Source organism: Streptomyces sp. HUAS TT7 (genome assembly GCF_051550175.1).
In the GTDB taxonomy this organism is placed as follows: Bacteria; Actinomycetota; Actinomycetes; order Streptomycetales; family Streptomycetaceae; genus Streptomyces.
On record NZ_CP196175.1, the window covers coordinates 3334076 to 3350751 of the forward strand.

Annotated in this window: 16 protein-coding genes; 10 read left to right on the forward strand and 6 right to left on the reverse strand. The window is 71.8% G+C overall.

Features of this window, described 5'->3' with window-relative positions; translation table 11 throughout:
• Positions 1 to 18: 18 nt before the first annotated feature.
• Entirely contained in the window at positions 19 to 879 is an 861-nt protein-coding gene (locus ACSHXC_RS14810; protein ID WP_438292048.1) for a biotin--[acetyl-CoA-carboxylase] ligase, read from the reverse strand.
• 151 nt (positions 880 to 1030) lie between these two features.
• Between ACSHXC_RS14810 and ACSHXC_RS14815 the strand changes: the two genes are divergently transcribed.
• The gene (locus ACSHXC_RS14815; protein WP_438292049.1) at positions 1031 to 2641 is read left to right on the forward strand and encodes an acyl-CoA carboxylase subunit beta; all 1611 of its coding nucleotides are present in this window, start codon (positions 1031 to 1033) and stop codon (positions 2639 to 2641) included.
• 19 nt (positions 2642 to 2660) lie between these two features.
• Positions 2661 to 2867 (forward strand): acyl-CoA carboxylase epsilon subunit, encoded by a 207-nt coding sequence (locus ACSHXC_RS14820; RefSeq protein ID WP_438292050.1) that lies wholly within the window; start codon positions 2661 to 2663, stop codon positions 2865 to 2867.
• A gap of 180 nt (positions 2868 to 3047) precedes the next feature.
• Here the strand turns inward: ACSHXC_RS14820 and ACSHXC_RS14825 are convergent, their stop codons facing one another.
• Positions 3048 to 4334, reverse strand: a complete 1287-nt coding sequence (locus ACSHXC_RS14825) for an SGNH/GDSL hydrolase family protein (protein WP_438292051.1) — start codon at positions 4332 to 4334, stop codon at positions 3048 to 3050.
• 276 nt (positions 4335 to 4610) lie between these two features.
• On the opposite strand from ACSHXC_RS14825, the gene mmpB reads away from it, so the two are divergent.
• Both mmpB and ACSHXC_RS14835 read left to right on the forward strand, forming a co-directional pair.
• Positions 4611 to 4739, forward strand: a complete 129-nt coding sequence (gene mmpB / locus ACSHXC_RS14830; protein WP_264198151.1) for a morphogenic membrane protein MmpB — start codon at positions 4611 to 4613, stop codon at positions 4737 to 4739.
• A 25-nt stretch (positions 4740 to 4764) separates the two neighbouring features.
• Entirely contained in the window at positions 4765 to 5376 is a 612-nt protein-coding gene (locus ACSHXC_RS14835; protein ID WP_438292053.1) for a Maf family protein, read from the forward strand.
• 9 nt (positions 5377 to 5385) lie between these two features.
• On the opposite strand, the gene ACSHXC_RS14840 is transcribed toward ACSHXC_RS14835, so the two are convergent.
• Positions 5386 to 5832 carry a hypothetical protein gene (locus tag ACSHXC_RS14840; RefSeq protein WP_438296587.1) on the reverse strand — a complete coding sequence of 149 codons (447 nt, stop codon included), beginning with the start codon at positions 5830 to 5832 and terminating at the stop codon, positions 5386 to 5388.
• A gap of 392 nt (positions 5833 to 6224) precedes the next feature.
• On the opposite strand from ACSHXC_RS14840, the gene ACSHXC_RS14845 reads away from it, so the two are divergent.
• Together ACSHXC_RS14845 and ACSHXC_RS14850 are read left to right on the forward strand one after the other, a co-directional pair.
• On the forward strand, positions 6225 to 7979 hold the full coding sequence (locus ACSHXC_RS14845) for an acetyl/propionyl/methylcrotonyl-CoA carboxylase subunit alpha (RefSeq protein ID WP_438292054.1): 1755 nt from the start codon (positions 6225 to 6227) through the stop codon (positions 7977 to 7979).
• A gap of 98 nt (positions 7980 to 8077) precedes the next feature.
• On the forward strand, positions 8078 to 8656 hold the full coding sequence (locus ACSHXC_RS14850) for a TetR/AcrR family transcriptional regulator (RefSeq protein ID WP_438292055.1): 579 nt from the start codon (positions 8078 to 8080) through the stop codon (positions 8654 to 8656).
• 18 nt (positions 8657 to 8674) lie between these two features.
• On the opposite strand, the gene ACSHXC_RS14855 is transcribed toward ACSHXC_RS14850, so the two are convergent.
• Positions 8675 to 9631: a DeoR/GlpR family DNA-binding transcription regulator gene (locus ACSHXC_RS14855; RefSeq protein ID WP_438292056.1), complete on the reverse strand. Its 957-nt coding sequence runs from the start codon at positions 9629 to 9631 to the stop codon at positions 8675 to 8677.
• Between the two features lie 154 nt (positions 9632 to 9785).
• On the reverse strand, positions 9786 to 11225 hold the full coding sequence (locus ACSHXC_RS14860) for an NAD(P)H-quinone dehydrogenase (protein ID WP_189962918.1): 1440 nt from the start codon (positions 11223 to 11225) through the stop codon (positions 9786 to 9788).
• Positions 11226 to 11448: 223 nt separating this feature from the next.
• Between ACSHXC_RS14860 and ACSHXC_RS14865 the strand changes: the two genes are divergently transcribed.
• The 4 genes from ACSHXC_RS14865 to ACSHXC_RS14880 all read left to right on the forward strand — a co-directional run bounded on the left by ACSHXC_RS14865 (position 11449) and on the right by ACSHXC_RS14880 (position 16016).
• On the forward strand, positions 11449 to 11886 hold the full coding sequence (locus ACSHXC_RS14865; protein ID WP_053728283.1) for a gamma-glutamylcyclotransferase: 438 nt from the start codon (positions 11449 to 11451) through the stop codon (positions 11884 to 11886).
• Between the two features lie 257 nt (positions 11887 to 12143).
• On the forward strand, positions 12144 to 12965 hold the full coding sequence (locus ACSHXC_RS14870; RefSeq protein ID WP_344375487.1) for a purine-nucleoside phosphorylase: 822 nt from the start codon (positions 12144 to 12146) through the stop codon (positions 12963 to 12965).
• A gap of 26 nt (positions 12966 to 12991) precedes the next feature.
• Complete coding sequence (locus tag ACSHXC_RS14875) at positions 12992 to 14626, forward strand: phospho-sugar mutase (RefSeq protein ID WP_438292058.1); 1635 nt, start codon at positions 12992 to 12994, stop codon at positions 14624 to 14626.
• A gap of 166 nt (positions 14627 to 14792) precedes the next feature.
• Positions 14793 to 16016 (forward strand): hypothetical protein, encoded by a 1224-nt coding sequence (locus tag ACSHXC_RS14880; protein WP_438292059.1) that lies wholly within the window; start codon positions 14793 to 14795, stop codon positions 16014 to 16016.
• A 6-nt stretch (positions 16017 to 16022) separates the two neighbouring features.
• Here the strand turns inward: ACSHXC_RS14880 and ACSHXC_RS14885 are convergent, their stop codons facing one another.
• The gene (locus ACSHXC_RS14885; protein WP_438292060.1) at positions 16023 to 16658 is read right to left on the reverse strand and encodes a PH domain-containing protein; all 636 of its coding nucleotides are present in this window, start codon (positions 16656 to 16658) and stop codon (positions 16023 to 16025) included.
• Positions 16659 to 16676: the final 18 nt, after the last annotated feature.

Genomic DNA, 16676 nt, shown 5'->3' on the forward strand with positions numbered 1-16676 from the left:
AGCGACCACTCCACCCGCCTAGGGTGCGGCGGGCCGCAGGTGGACGATGTCTCCCGCCGCCACCGGGCGCTGCACGCCCTCCGACGTGGCCAGCACCAGGCGCCCGTCGCCGTCCACCGCAACCGCCTCGCCCTCGACCGACTGGCCTCCGGGCAGCTCCGCCCGCACCGTGCGGCCCAGCGTCGCGCAGGCCGCCGCGTACGCCTCCTGGAGGCCGGATGCCTCGGGGTCACCGGATGCCGCGCGCCACGTCCCGTACCACTGCTCAAGGGAGCGAAGGACCGCGCGCAGCAGGGTGTCGCGGTCCGTGGAGACGGCTCCGGCGAGCGCGAGGGAGCCCGCGCCGGGGACGGGGAGTTCGTCGGCGCGCAGCGTCACGTTGAGGCCGATGCCGACGACGACGCCGTCCGCTCCGGCCCGTTCCGCGAGGATCCCGCCCGCCTTGCGCTCCTCACTGTCCACCGTGACAAGGAGGTCGTTGGGCCACTTCAGCGCCGTGTCGACCCCCGCCGCCCGCGCGAGCCCCGTCGACACGGCGACCCCGGTGAGCAGCGGCAGCCACCCCCACCGCTCGACCGGCACCGACGCGCCCGGCTTCAGGAGTACGGAGAAGAAGAGCCCGGAGCGGGCCGGCGCCGACCAGCGCCGGTCCAGGCGGCCTCGCCCCGCCGTCTGCTCCTCGGCGACCAGGACCGCGCCCTCGCCGAGCTCGTCCGCCTTCGCCGCGAGGTCGGAGTTGGTGGAGCCGGTCGCGGTGACCACGTCCAGGGAGGTCCACAGCGCGTCCGGCCGCAGCAGGGCGCGGCGCAGCGCGGTGGCGTTCAGGGGCGGCCGGTCGAGGTCGGACCAGCGGCTGTCGGAAGCGTCCGGGGGTGTCATGCAGCCAGGTTAGGCCGCAATTGCAAGGCGCCCCGGGTGTGGCAAACGCCGCACTGCCGAACGGTATCGGCGCCACTACCCTACGAGTCAGTAGCCAGCCTACGAGTCAGCAGCCAGCCACCCCCGTGACCAGGCAGGGAGCCGCATCCCGATGTCCGAGCCGGAAAACGCCCAGAGCGACGCCACCGTCGACATCCACACCACCGCCGGAAAGCTGGCGGATCTGCAGCGCCGCATCGACGAGGCGACCCACGCCGGCTCCGCGCGCGCGATCGAAAAGCAGCACGCCAAGGGCAAGTTGACGGCCCGTGAGCGGGTCGACCTGCTCATGGACGAGGGCTCGTTCGTCGAGCTGGACGAGTTCGCCCGGCACCGCTCGACCAACTTCGGCATCGAGAAGAACCGCCCGTACGGGGACGGCGTGGTCACCGGGTACGGGACCGTCGACGGCCGCCCGGTGTGCGTCTACTCGCAGGACTTCACCATCTTCGGCGGCTCGCTGGGCGAGGTCTACGGCGAGAAGATCGTCAAGGTCATGGACTTCGCGCTGAAGACCGGCTGCCCGGTCATCGGCATCAACGACGGCGGCGGCGCCCGCATCCAGGAAGGCGTGGTCGCGCTCGGCCTGTTCGCCGAGATCTTCCGCCGCAATGTGCACGCCTCGGGCGTCGTTCCGCAGATCTCCCTGATCGTCGGCCCGTGCGCGGGCGGCGCGGTGTACTCCCCCGCGATCACCGACTTCACGGTGATGGTCGACCAGACCTCGCACATGTTCATCACCGGGCCCGACGTCATCAAGACCGTCACCGGCGAGGACGTCGGCTTCGAGGAGCTCGGCGGCGCGCGCACGCACAACACCACGTCGGGCGTGGCGCACCACATGGCGGGCGACGAGAAGGACGCGATCGAGTACGTCAAGTCCCTCCTCTCCTACCTGCCGTCGAACAACCTGAGCGAGCCCCCGGCCTTCCCCGAGGAGGCCGACCTGGAGACCACGGACGAGGACCGCGAGCTCGACACCCTCATCCCGGACTCCGCGAACCAGCCGTACGACATGCACACGGCCATCGAGCACGTCCTGGACGACGGCGAGTTCCTGGAGACCCAGGCCCTGTTCGCGCCGAACATCGTCACCGGCTTCGGCCGCGTGGAGGGCTTCCCGGTCGGCATCGTCGCCAACCAGCCGATGCAGTTCGCGGGTTGCCTCGACATCAACGCCTCCGAGAAGGCCGCGCGCTTCGTGCGCACCTGCGACGCGTTCAACGTCCCGGTCCTGACCTTCGTCGACGTCCCCGGCTTCCTCCCCGGGGTCGACCAGGAGTACGGCGGCATCATCCGGCGCGGCGCCAAGCTGATCTACGCGTACGCCGAGGCGACGGTCCCGCTGATCACCGTCATCACCCGCAAGGCGTTCGGCGGCGCGTACGACGTCATGGGCTCCAAGCACCTGGGCGCCGACCTCAACCTGGCCTGGCCGACCGCGCAGATCGCGGTCATGGGCGCGCAGGGCGCGGTCAATATCCTGCACCGCCGCACGATCGCGGCGGTCACGGACCCGGATGAGGCCGAGGCCACCCGCACCGAGCTGATCGCGGACTACGAGGACACGCTCCTCAACCCGTACATCGCGGCCGAGCGGGGCTACGTCGACGCGGTGATCATGCCGTCGGAGACCCGCGCCCACATCGTGAAGGGCCTGCGTCAGCTGCGTACGAAGCGGGAATCCCTCCCTCCGAAGAAGCACGGCAACATCCCCCTCTAAGCCCTCGCAAGGAGCCGCTGTGATCAAGGTCGTACGGGGCAACCCGACCCCGGAGGAGCTGGCCGCCGCACTCGCGGTGGTCCAGGCGCGCGCCGCGGCGACGGCTTCGTCCGCGTCCGCCGCGGCGCGGCTGCCGGAGGGGTGGTCCGACCCCGCGCGGATCGCCCGCCGCGCCCTGCCCCGCCCCGGGGCCCGTACGTGGGCCCGTACGTACTGGCCTGCGTAACCCGCTCCGCAGGGGGTGCGGGGTTTGTGCCAGCGGGCCGTCCTGGACCCGTTCGCGCAGTTCCCCGCGCCCCTGGCAGGGTTGATGCTGGCAGGGCCGAGCATCTTCAGCCCGTCCGGCAATTGAGGACGAGCGCCCTTAAGGCGCGAACGGGGTCTGGGGCGGAGCCCCAGGGAGTGGTCAGAGGAGCTGGGCCAGCAGCTCCGCCATCAGCCGATACCCCGCGTCATTCGGGTGCAGGGCGTCCCCCGAGTCGTACTGCGCGGCCAGGCGGTCGGGGTCGGCCTTCGAGGCGAGCGCCTTGTCGAAGTCGGCCACCGCGTCGAACGCGCCCGACGTGCGGATCCAGTCGTTGACCTCGTCACTGACCCGCGCCGAGTGCTCACCCCAGTGGTCGGACCCCTTGAGCGGCAGCAGCGTCGCGCCGACCGCCTTCAGCCCCCTGCCGTGCGCCTGACGTATCAACTCCCGGTATCCGTCGATGAGTTGGGCACTGGTGACGACCGGCGCCGGCTTGTACGTGGGCTGCGGCTTCGGCCCCTTCTGAGCTTCGCTGAACCCGATGTCGTTGACGCCTTCGAGGACGACGACCGTCGAGACGCCGGGCTGGTCGAGCACGTCCCGCCCGAAGCGCGCGGCGGACCGCTCGCCGTACCAGGCCGAGTCGTTGAGCACGAGGTTGCCGCCGATGCCCGCGTTGACGACGGGCCGGCCGGTGCGCTCGGCCAACGCGTCCGAGTAGCGGCGGTCGGCGCCCGCGGTCGAGCCGAACCCGTCCGTGATGGAGTCCCCGAACAGGGCGGCGCCGTCACGCCTCGCCCCGCCGCCGACCTCGACGCCCGAGAGGTAGTACCAGGACTGGCTGGTCGCGGTGAAGGCGCGGCCCGACGGGTCCGCCCGGTGGTCGCCCTCGGCCCGGTAGGTGTCGGCGAAGCCCTGCGCGTGGAAGGTGGCGGGCCCGGTCGTCCCGGCGAAGTAGAGCGTGACGGTCACCGAATCGAGCCGCTCCAGGCCGAGTCGGGCCGCGTCGCTGCGCAGCTCGCCGTGCGCCGGGATGCTCACGGACTTCCCGCCGCCGAAGGTCAACTCCCTTACGGATCCCGGCTGTACGTCCGCACCCCGACCCGTCTTGGCGACGGTGGCCCCGGTGAGGGTGAGCGGCGAGGTGCCGTACGCGTTGGAGAGCCGGATCCGGACCCGGTCGCCGCCCTCGGTGACGCGCACGACCTGGCGGACGCTCTGGTGCGAGAAGCCCTCCTGCGACCAGTTGGGGGTGAACCCGGTCGCGGGCAGCTGCGGCGACGCGGCCCAGGCGGCACCCCAGGCGACGGGCCGGGCGGCGGGCCGGGCGGAGGACGGCTGCGCCCCGGCGAGCAGCGCGAGCGCGGCAGCACCGGCGGCCAGCGGGCCACCACCCCGCCGGACGGCCCTGCCGACCCCAGCCTTGTTGATCCCGTTCTCGTTCATGGCGATCTCCCCTGTTCACGACGGACCGACTGGTGAGCCATTAATGGTTCACCAGTCCCGTTAACTCGGACAGTAACAGCCCTCGATCATTAATGGAACTCGTAGACCGTTTACGAAGTGGGTGACAGTCGGCCGGCCGGCGCGTGCCGCACATGTCGGCGCGTGCCGCACATGAACGGGAGATGAAGTACTGGTCCGCAATTAGTCAATCGGCACCGGGCATCCTGAGTACCCGTACTCAGGCGCGCCAACAGCCCTGGTCCCACTATCGATTACATGCTGTGGTCAGACCCGGAGAACGAGCCGCCCAAGGAATTACGCGACGCCCAGGCGATGATGCGCCGGGCGGGCCTGTTCCTCGCCCTGGCCATGGTGATCGCGATGCTCGTGGCCGGCCTGCACTGAGGGGCCGGGGCCGGGGCCACCTACGATGGCGCCCATGACTGCTCAGCGCCGCCTCGTCCTCGCCTCCCAATCGCCCGCCCGGCTCGGACTGCTCCGCCAGGCCGGGCTCGCGCCCGAGGTGATCGTCAGCGGCGTCGACGAGGACGCCCTGACCGCGCCCAGCCCCGCCGAGCTCGCCCTCGTACTCGCCGAGGCGAAGGCGGACGCGGTGGCCGGCCGCCCCGAGGCCGCCGACGCCCTGGTCGTCGGCTGCGACTCGGTGCTCGAACTCGACGGCCAGGCGCTCGGCAAGCCCGCCGACGCCGAGGACGCGACGGCCCGCTGGAAGTCGATGCGTGGCCGCTCCGGCGTGCTGCAGACCGGGCACTGCGTGATCGACACGGCGACCGGCGAGCGCGCCTCGGCGACCGCGTCGACGGTCGTACGGTTCGGCGAGCCCACCGACGCGGAGATCGCGGCGTACGTGGCGAGCGGCGAACCCCTTTACGTGGCAGGGGCGTTCACGCTCGACGGCCGCTCGGCGCCCTTCGTCGACTCGATCGAGGGCGACCACGGAAACGTCATCGGGCTCTCGCTGCCGCTGCTGCGCAAGCTGCTCGCCGAGCTCGGCGTCTCGATCACCGACCTCTGGGTGTAGCGCCGGGGGTCAGGCGGCGGCCGGGGCTCCGCCGGTGGCCCCGCCATCCTTGGGCTCTGGCTCGGGGCGCTCCTTCACGTACGCCAGGAGTACGTGGACGAGCAGCGCGAGCACGACCATCAGGTAGGCGAAGGCGGGCCAGCCGACCAGGCCGACGGTGAGCGCGCCGAGCACGCCGTGCACCACCGCGCAGGCGATCAACGTGATGCGGGCGAAGCGGCCTGGGGCGCGGTCGCGTATGCCGACGATCAGCAGGACGACGCCGCAGGCCGCGAGGAAGATCCCGAACAGGGCGCCGGCGACCCACGCTCCGGTGGATATCGCGTCCGGATCGAGCCCGGCCATGGACATGTGCTGGTTGTCGGCGACCATGCCCAGCACCCAGTTCACGAGCACGACGGCGCAGGCCTCGGCGAAGAGAATGAGCGCGGCCACGATGGCGATCGGTCGGCGCAGCACGCGCGACACCCCCTGTTACCCGTAGTACGGCGATGTTGCGCACGCTACTAACCGGTAATGGTTCGTACAAGGGTCTGGACAACAACGATGGCCGGTCCGGGGTGAAGTGCCTCGCCGCGCGGGGGCCGGGTCGCAAAGAATCATTCGGCCATTCGTAGGGACTCCACAAAGAAACCCGGCGACCTGAGGGCCTCGGAGACAGAGACCTTGACCACACCACACCGCTACTGTGCGGTACGGGAGCCCGGCGTACCGTGGTGCGACAAGGGATTTCGCGACTTGAGCGTGCCTCGAATCACACTCCGTGTGGGCAAGCTCACCATTGGGGATGGGTCGTAAGCCAGTGTGCGGCTTCCCTAAACTCAGCTTGTTTCAAGGAGGGAGCCATCGTGCGCAAGGTGCTCATCGCCAACCGTGGCGAAATCGCTGTCCGTGTTGCCCGGGCCTGCCGGGATGCCGGGATCGCGAGCGTAGCCGTCTACGCCGATCCGGACCGGGATGCACTGCATGTCCGGGCAGCGGACGAGGCGTTCGCCCTGGGCGGTGACACTCCGGCGGCCAGCTATCTGGACATCGCCAAGGTGCTCGCGGCCGCGGCCGACTCGGGAGCGGATGCGGTCCACCCGGGCTACGGATTCCTCTCCGAGAACGCCGAGTTCGCCCAGGCCGTCATCGACGCGGGCCTGACCTGGATCGGCCCGCCCCCGCAGGCCATCCGCGACCTCGGCGACAAGGTGGCGGCCCGTCACATCGCCCAGCGCGCCGGTGCCCCGCTCGTCGCGGGCACCCCGGACCCGGTCGCGGGCGCCGACGAGGTCGTCGCGTTCGCCGAGCAGCACGGCCTGCCCATCGCGATCAAGGCCGCCTTCGGCGGCGGCGGCCGCGGCCTGAAGGTCGCCCGCACCCTCGAAGAGGTCCCGGAGCTGTACGACTCCGCGGTGCGCGAGGCCGTCGCCGCCTTCGGCCGGGGCGAGTGCTTCGTCGAGCGCTACCTCGACAAGCCGCGGCACGTCGAGACCCAGTGCCTGGCCGACACCCACGGCAACGTGGTCGTCGTCTCCACCCGTGACTGCTCGCTCCAGCGCCGCCACCAGAAGCTGGTCGAGGAGGCCCCCGCCCCGTTCCTGACCCCGGCCCAGAACGCCGAGCTGTACGCCGCGTCCAAGGCCATCCTCAAGGAGGCCGGCTACGTCGGCGCGGGCACCGTCGAGTTCCTCGTCGGCACCGACGGCACGATCTCCTTCCTGGAGGTCAACACCCGCCTCCAGGTCGAGCACCCGGTCACCGAAGAGGTCACCGGCATCGACCTGGTCCGCGAGATGTTCCGCATCGCCGACGGCGAAGAACTCGGCTACGACGACCCGGCCGTACGCGGGCACTCCTTCGAGTTCCGCATCAACGGCGAGGACCCGGGCCGCGGCTTCCTGCCCGCGCCGGGCACGGTGACGGTGTTCGCACCGCCCACCGGCCCCGGTGTCCGCCTGGACGCCGGCGTCGAGTCCGGCTCGGTCATCGGCCCCGCCTGGGACTCGCTCCTGGCCAAGCTCATCGTCACCGGCGCCACCCGCGAGCAGGCGCTCCAGCGTGCCGCGCGTGCCCTGGCGGAGTTCAACGTCGAGGGCATGGCCACCGCGATCCCCTTCCACCGCGCGGTGGTCGCAGACCCCGCCTTCACGGCCGACCCGTTCCGTATCCACACCCGGTGGATCGAGACCGAATTCGTCAACGAGATCCCGGCGTTCACGGCTCCGGCCGACACCGAGACGGACGAAGAGCCCGGCCGCGAGACGGTCGTCGTCGAAGTCGGCGGCAAGCGCCTGGAAGTCTCCCTGCCCTCCTCCCTCGGCATGACACTGGCCCGCACCGCGGCAGCCGGCGGCGCCAAGCCCAAGCGGCGTGCCGCCAAGAAGGCCGGCTCCGCCACCTCCGGCGACACCCTCGCCTCCCCCATGCAAGGCACCATCGTCAAGGTCGCCGTCGAGGAAGGCCAGCAGGTCAACGAGGGCGACCTCGTCGTCGTCCTGGAAGCCATGAAGATGGAACAGCCGCTCAACGCACACCGCTCCGGCACCATCAAGGGACTCTCCGCCGAGGTCGGCGCGTCCGTCTCCTCCGGCGCGATGATCTGCGAAATCAAGGACTGATGCGCTGACGCGCAGGAGCCCCGGCCGCATTCGCGGCCGGGGCTCCTGCCTTTCCCCACCCCGCCGCCCCGGACGGGCCCGGGTGGCATGCTGGGGGCATGGATGGGAAAACGGGGGTTGGGGTTCGGCCCCTCAGGGCCGACGCGCGGCGCAACCACGACCGCCTGCTCGCCGTCGCCCGCACCGCCTTCGCAGAACGCGGCACGGACACCTCCCTGGAGGACGTGGCCCGCAGGGCCGGCGTGGGCATCGGCACCCTGTACCGCCACTTCCCCACCCGCCACGCCCTGCTGAGCGCGGTGTTCCAGAGCGAGGTGGACGTACTCCTCGACCGGTCAAGGGAGTTGCTGGACGCCGAGCAGCCCTGCACCGCGCTCATCGAGTGGCTGCGCGCCATCATCACGCACGCGGGGGTGTACCGGGGCCTGGCCCGCGCCCTCATGTCGGCTTCGGGCGACGCGAGTTCGGCCCTGGCCAGGTGCAGCGAGCCGATGCGCGAGGCGGGCGACGCCCTGCTCGTACGGGCCAGGGAAGCCGGTTCCGTACGAGCCGACGTCACCATCGCCGACCTCATGCAGCTGACCAACGCGATCGCTCTGGCGGCCGAACAGTCCCCGGACGACCCGGAGTTGGCGGACCGCCTGCTCGCCCTGACCTACCGGGGACTCAAAGACTAGGGGCCGCCACGCCCCGTTTCAGCGCCGCCGCAGATCCGCGACCCGCGCCCGCTCACCCGGCCCCTGCGGCTCGCCCATCGATGCCGCGCTGCGCAACTGCGGGCCCGCACCGGGGCCGTGGCTGCGACGTTGGCCGGGGAGCGGCATGTCGCGGCGCGGAGGGCGGCCGGGGGTGGACTCCCCACCCGCGCCCGCGGGGCCGGCCACGGCGATCTGCACGCCCTGGTCGGCAAGCGCCTGCAACTCGGTGGCGGCGCGGTCGTCGTGGCCCGGCGGCTCGTCGGTGACCAGGCGTGTGATCACGTCGGTCGGCACCGTCTGGAACATGGTGTCGGTGCCGAGCTTGGTGTGGTCGGCCAGGACCACGACCTCCGCGGCGGCCTGGACTAGGGCCCGGTCGACGGACGCCGAGAGCATGTTGGAGGTGGACAGGCCGCGTTCGGCCGTGAGTCCGCTCCCCGACAGGAAGGCGCGGGAGACGCGAAGGCCCTGGAGGGACTGCTCGGCGCCACTGCCCACCAGGGCGTAGTTGGAGCCGCGCAGGGTGCCTCCGGTCATGACCACTTCGACCCGGTTGGCGTGCGCCAACGCCTGTGCCACCAAAAGGGAGTTGGTGACGACGGTCAGGCCGGGGACCCGTGCGAGCCGGCGGGCCAGCTCCTGCGTGGTCGTCCCCGCGCCGACCACAATGGCCTCGCCCTCTTCGACGAGGCTGGCGGCGAGGTCGGCGATGGCCGTCTTCTCGGCGGTCGCTAGATGGGATTTCTGCGGGAAGCCGGATTCGCGGGTGAACCCGCCCGGCAGCACCGCACCGCCGTGCCGGCGGTCGAGGAGTCCTTCTGCCTCCAGCGCCCGCACGTCCCGCCGTACGGTCACTTCGGAGGTCTGGACGACGCGGGCGAGCTCACGGAGCGATACCGCCCCGTTGGCGCGCACCATTTCGAGGATCAATTGGCGACGTTCTGCAGCGAACACGAAACTGACAGTAACCTGGGCGGCCGAATATTCTCAGCAGTTTGCGCCGAATAACAGAAGGTGCACTCAAAGGGGGTCGTCGAGTGGTATACGCCCGGCCCGGGTCTCCCAGGCACCGTGCACCACTCGACAACCCCCCGTCCCACCAGGGAAGTTACGCCTCTCCGGCCTTCTTCCGGGTGTGCAGCTGACGGGCCACCTCGGCGATCGAGCCCGACAGCGACGGGTACACGGTGAACGCATTCGCGATCTGCTCGACCGTCAGATTGTTGTCGACCGCGATCGAGATCGGATGGATCAGTTCACTCGCGCGCGGCGCGACGACACAGCCGCCCACGATGATGCCGGTGCCCGGCCGGCAGAAGATCTTGACGAAGCCGTCCCGGATGCCCTGCATCTTGGCGCGCGGGTTGCGCAGCAGCGGCAGCTTGACGACGCGGGCCTCGATCTTGCCCGCGTCGACGTCGGCCTGCGTGTAGCCGACGGTGGCGATCTCCGGGTCGGTGAAGACGTTGGAGGAGACCGTCTTCAGGTTGAGCGGGGCCACCGCGTCGCCCAGGAAGTGGTACATCGCGATGCGGCCCTGCATCGCGGCGACCGAGGCCAGCGCGAAGATGCCGGTCACGTCGCCGGCCGCGTACACGCCGGGGGCGGAGGTGCGCGAGACCTTGTCGGTCCAGATGTGGCCGGACTCCTTGAGGCGTACGCCCGACTCCTCCAGGCCCATGTTCGCGGTGTTGGGGATGGCGCCGACGGCCATCAGGCAGTGGGTGCCGCTGATGACGCGGCCGTCGGAGAGGGTGACCTCGACGCGGTCGCCGACGCGCTTGGCGGACTCGGCGCGCGAGCGGGCCATGACGTTCATGCCGCGGCGGCGGAACACGTCCTCCAGGACGGCGGCCGCGTCCGGGTCCTCGCCCGGCAGCACCCGGTCGCGGGACGAGACGAGGGTGACCTTGGAGCCGAGCGCCTGGTACGCGCCGGCGAACTCCGCGCCGGTGACGCCGGATCCGACCACGATGAGCTCCTCGGGGAGCTCGTCCAGGTCGTACACCTGCGTCCAGTTGAGGATCCGCTCGCCGTCGGGCTGGGCATCGGGCAGCTCGCGCGGGCTGCCGCCGGTGGCGATCAGGACGGCCTCGGCGGTGAGCATCTCCTCGGTGCCGTCGGCCGCCGTGACGATGACGTCGCGCGTGCCGTCGATGCCCTGGGGGCCCGCGAGCCGGCCGCGGCCGCGCATGACGCGGGCGCCGGCCCGGGTCACCGAGGCGGTGATGTCGTGGGACTGGGCGAGCGCGAGGCGCTTGACACGCCGGTTGACCTTGCCGAGGTCCACGCCGACGACCCGGGCGGACTGCTCCTCGGGGGGCGTGTCGTCGGCGACGAGGATGCCCAACTCCTCGTACGAAGAGTCGAAGGTGGTCATCACCTCGGCCGTCGCGATCAGGGTCTTCGACGGCACGCAGTCGGTGAGCACCGACGCCCCGCCCAGACCGTCGCAGTCCACGACGGTCACCTCCGCACCGAGCTGGGCGCCCACCAGGGCCGCCTCGTATCCGCCCGGTCCGCCACCGATGATCACGATCCGCGTCACGAAAAAGTCCGCCTCGTAGTGTCGATCCCGGCCTGCCTGCCCGCCCGGCCGGGGGTCCGGGGCGGGGCCCCGGGGGAACGCAGTACGTACCTCATTGTCCCGCACGCTTCAAGTGTCCTCGCCCCGGGGGCGCCATTCGGCCGCCGTGGCGGGATCCGCGGGGCCCGGATGCGCGCGGGCCGCACGAAGTACCCCCACGGGCCACTGTCGTACCCTCGACACCATGTCGCTCTACGCCGCGTACGCCGGCAACCTGGATCCGCGGCTGATGACCCGCCGCGCCCCGCACTCCCCGCTGCGCGGCACCGGCTGGCTCAACGGCTGGCGCCTGACGTTCGGCGGGGAGCAGATGGGCTGGGAGGGTGCCCTCGCAACGATCGTCGAGGCACCCCGCTCGCAGGTCTTCGTCGCCCTGTACGACATCGCGCCGCTCGACGAGGAGTCGATGGACCGGTGGGAGGGGGTCGGGCTCGACATCTACCGCCGGATGCGGGTGCGGGTGCACACGCTGGACGGCGAGGACGCGGCCTGGCTGTACGTCCTGAACGGGTACGAGGGCGGTCTGCCCTCGGCGCGGTACCTGGGCGAGCTGGCCGACGCGGCCGAGTCCGCGGGCGCGCCGCACGACTATGTGATGGAACTTCGCAAGCGGCCCTGCTGAGGCCGGCCCGAAGCCCGGCCCCCTTGAACACCAAGGTCAGGGCCGGGCTTCGCGCCTTTGCGGCCCGATGGTCCGCCGCCGCTTTCGTGCGAAGCCACAAAGGGATCGGACAGGTCCGTTATCCTGCACATCTACGCGCGTAGGACTTCAGCGGTTACGCTCGTGCGCGTAATTCTTCTTTACCGGGGGAAAACCCCCCGGACCCGGCCGGACAGTCACCGGGCGGGACGACGTTCCTTCGCGAGGCGAGAGACTCAGTGAACGCATCTGCCACCCCGGACCTGCTCCAGGACCCCCACGCCGCCGCCGACGCCGCCGCCGCGCGTCTGCGCGAGCTCACCGGCGCCGAGACCCACGACGTCGCCCTGGTGATGGGCTCCGGCTGGGCGCCGGCCGTCGACGCCCTCGGTGCCCCCGAGGCCGAGTTCCCCGTGACCGAGCTGCCGGGCTTCCCGCCGCCGGCCGTCGAGGGACACGGCGGCAAGATCCGCTCGTACAAGATCGGTGACAAGCGCGCGCTGGTCTTCCTCGGCCGTACGCACTTCTACGAGGGCCGCGGCGTCGCCGCCGTCTCGCACGGTGTGCGCACCGCCGTCGCCGCCGGCTGCAAGACCGTCGTGCTGACCAACGGCTGCGGCGGTCTGCGCGAGGGCATGCGCCCGGGCCAGCCGGTCCTGATCAGCGACCACCTCAACCTGACGGCCACCTCGCCGATCATCGGCGCCAACTTCGTGGACCTCACCGACCTGTACTCGCCGCGCCTGCGCGCGCTGTGCAAGGAGGTCGACGAGACGCTGGAAGAGGGCGTGTACGTCCAGTTCCCCGGCCCGCACTACGAGACCCCGGCCGAGATCAACATGGTCCGCGTGATGGGCGGCGACCTGGTCGGCATGTCGACCGTGCTCGAAGCCATCGCCGCCCGCGAGGCCGGCGCGGAGGTCCTCGGGATCTCGCTCGTCACCAACCTCGCCGCCGGTCTGACCGGTGAGCCGCTCAACCACGAAGAGGTGCTCCAGGCGGGCCGCGACTCGGCGGCGCGCATGGGCGAGCTGCTCACCCGGGTACTCGACCGCATCTGATCCCCTTTTCGCGAAAGGCTGACAACGTGACGCAGGACCTGATCGCGCGGGCCCAGGCCTGGCTGGCCGAGGACCCCGACAGCGAGACGCGCGACGAGCTGGCCAAGCTCATCGAGAGTTCGGACGTCGAGGAATTGGCCGCGCGGTTCAGCGGCACGCTGCAGTTCGGCACCGCCGGGCTGCGCGGCGAGCTGGGCGCCGGGCCGATGCGGATGAACCGTTCGGTCGTCATCCGCGCCGCCGCCGGGCTCGCCGCGTACCTGAAGGCGAAGGGCCAGGGCGAAGGGCTCGTCGTCATCGGCTACGACGCCCGCTACAAGTCCGCGGACTTCGCGCGGGACACGGCGGCCGTCATGGTCGGCGCCGGGCTCAGGGCGACCGTCCTGCCCCGGCCGCTGCCGACGCCCGTACTCGCCTACGCCATAAGGCACTTGGGCGCCGTGGCCGGCGTCGAGGTGACGGCCAGTCACAACCCACCGCGTGACAACGGCTACAAGGTCTACCTCGGCGACGGCTCGCAGATCGTGCCGCCCGCCGACGCGGAGATCGCCGCCGAGATCGACGCGGTCGTCTCGCTGAACGACGTACCGCGGCCCGAGAGCGGCTGGGAGGTGCTCGGGGACGAGGTCCTGGACGCCTATCTGGCGCGTACGGACGCGGTGTTGACCCCCGGGTCGCCGCGCACCGCGAACGTCGTCTACACGGCGATGCACGGCGTCGGCAAGGACGTGCTGCTCGCCGCGTTCGCGCGGGCCGGGTTCCCCGAGCCGGTGCTCGTGGCCGAACAGGCCGAGCCCGACCCGGCGTTCCCGACCGTGGCCTTCCCCAACCCGGAGGAGCCGGGCGCGATGGACCTGGCGTTCGCCACGGCCCGCCGCGCGAACCCCGACATCGTGATCGCCAACGACCCGGACGCCGACCGCTGCGCGGCCGCGGTCAGGGACCGGGACGGCGAGTGGCGGATGCTGCGCGGCGACGAGGTCGGCGCGCTGCTCGCCGCCCACCTGGTCACCAAGGGCGTCTCCGGTGTGTTCGCCGAGTCGATCGTGTCGTCCTCGCTGCTCGGCCGCATCGCCGAGGCCGCGGGGCTCGGCTACGAGGAGACGCTCACCGGGTTCAAGTGGATCGCCCGCGTGGACGGTCTGCGCTACGGCTACGAGGAGGCGCTGGGCTACTGCGTCGACCCCGAGGGCGTGCGCGACAAGGACGGCATCACGGCCGCGCTCCTGGTCGCCGAGCTCGCCTCCGTCCTGAAGGAGCAGGGCCGCACGGTCCTGGACCTCCTGGACGAACTGGCGCTCGCGCACGGCCTGCACGCCACCGACCAGCTGTCGGTCCGCGTCGAGGACCTCACCGTGATCTCCGACGCGATGGCGCGGCTGCGCGAGCAGCCGCCGACCTCGCTCGCGGGCCTCGCCGTCACCAAGGCCGAGGACCTCAACCAGGGGACCGAGGCCCTGCCGCCCACCGACGGCCTGCGCTACTACCTGGAGGGCGCCCGGGTGATCGTCCGCCCGAGCGGCACCGAGCCGAAGCTCAAGTGCTACCTGGAGGTCGTGGTCCCGGTCGGCTCGTCCGACGAGCTGGACGCGGCCCGCGCCAAGGGTGCCGAGCTGCTCGCCGGCATCAAGAAGGACCTCGCGGCGGCCGCCGGCATCTGACGGACGGCACGCGACGGAGTGGGGCGGTGGTCAATCGACCACCGCCCCACTCCCGCTTTCGGGTGATTTCGTACGGCAGTTGACGCAGCGGTGCGGCATCCGGCGGGGACTTGCGAGAAAGGGTGACCCGTACCTCCCGCCGTGCCCGAGCCAAGGAGCCGTCGCAGTGTCCCCGACCGCACCGTCACCGGCGTCGACCACGGTCCGTCGCCGTCCCGTCCCCGCCGCCCGCCGGCACCCGGTCCGGCGCGGCACGGCCGGCCGTCCGTCGGCCGGGGAGCGGGCGCGCACCGCCCTCAGGTACGCCGGGCCCGCGCTGCTCGGCTATCTCGCGGTCCGCCTCTTCGGAGTGCTCGTCCTCGCGAAGTGGGCGCACGTGCGCCACCACGGGATCTGGCCGACGCTCGCCACGTCCTGGGACTCCAACTGGTACCTCGGCATCGCCGCCCACGGCTACGTCCACGCGCTGCACGCCGAGCAGCTGAACAACCTGGCCTTCTTCCCGCTGTACCCGTGCCTGGTGAAGGCGGTCGCGGCCGTCACGCCGGGCTCGCGGGCCAGCGTCGGGCTGCTGCTCGCGATCGGGTTCTCGCTGGCCGCCGCGTGCGGGGTGTTCGCGGTCGGCGACCGCCTGCACGGCCGCCGTACGGGCGCCCTGCTCACGGTCCTCTGGGCGGCGCTGCCGGTCGGGGTCGTCCAGTGGATGGGCTACACGGAGTCCCTGTTCACCGCGCTGACGGCGTGGGCGCTGTACTGCGTGCTGGCCCGGCGCTGGGTCTGGGCGGGCTCGCTGGCGGCGCTCGCGGGCCTGACCCGCCCCACCGGCATCGCGCTCGCGGCCGCGGTCTCACTGACCGCCCTCGTGGCCCTCGTACGCACCCGGACGTTCGACCGGCGCCTGGTGCTCGGCGGGCTGCTCGCGCCGGCCGGCTGGTGCGGCTATGTGGCCTGGGTGGGGCTGCGGCTCGGCCGCTGGGACGGCTACTTCGCGGTGCAGAAGGTCTGGGACAACGAGTGGGACGGCGGCATCGGCACCCTGCGCGACATCCGCTCCATCCTCGTGTACGCGAACCGGCCGCCGCTGTTCCTGGTCCTGGTCACGCTGGTCCTGATCCTGTCCGGCGCGCTGTATCTGCTCTCGCTCGCCGACCGCCAGCCGCTGGTCCTGCTGGTCTTCACGGGCGCGCTGCTCCTGGTCGTCCTCGGCAGCGGCGGCGTCTACTTCCCGCGGGCCCGCTTCCTGGTCCCCGGCTTCCCGCTGCTGCTGCCGGTCGCGCTGGCACTGGCGCGGGCCCGCCGCACGGTCACCGTCCTGGTGCTGGGCGCGGCCACCCTGTCGTCGGCGTGGCTCGGCGCCTACATGCTCCTGGTGTGGCCCGGCCCGCCGTGACCGGGGTCAGCCGATGGCGAGCAGGACGACGAACAGGACCGCCCCGGCGACCGCCGGCGCGATGACCTCGTACGCCCAGCGGACACCGACCTCGCCCTGCGCGCTCTCGCGCAGGGCGCCCTGTTCGGCGAGGTCGCGCAGGTCCCGGATGGACTGGTCGGCGGGCGCCATGCGCGCCTTGGCATCGCTGACGTCGGCCGTGACCGGGACGCCGATCTGCCCGTCGACCGTCGCGTCCCGCACCTGCCGGCGGGCGGCCCGCTTGCGCTGGCGCAGCGAGACGGGAATCGCCCACAGCTGGTACTTGCCGCCCGCCTGGTCGAAGACCTCGCTGGAGTACCCGGCCCGTACGTCCGCCACGGACGCCCAGGGCAGCGTGATCGTACGGAACGGATTGCGCACCAGGAGCCGGTCGGCGCCCGCGAACACCGCGGGGCGGAAGCTGAAGGCGACGATCAGCGGCACCGCGCAGAGCAGCACGGCGAGCGCCAGCCAGGGGGCGTTGCCATGGCCCTGGACCACGGCGTCGACGCCGAGCCAGATACCGATCGCAAGCAGCAGCGCGCCGCCGGCGATACCGGCGGGTGAGCGGTAGGTCCGGTCGGCGTAGGCCGGCTCGGCGGGCGGCGTGGGGCTCGTCATGGCCCGATTCTGCCTCAC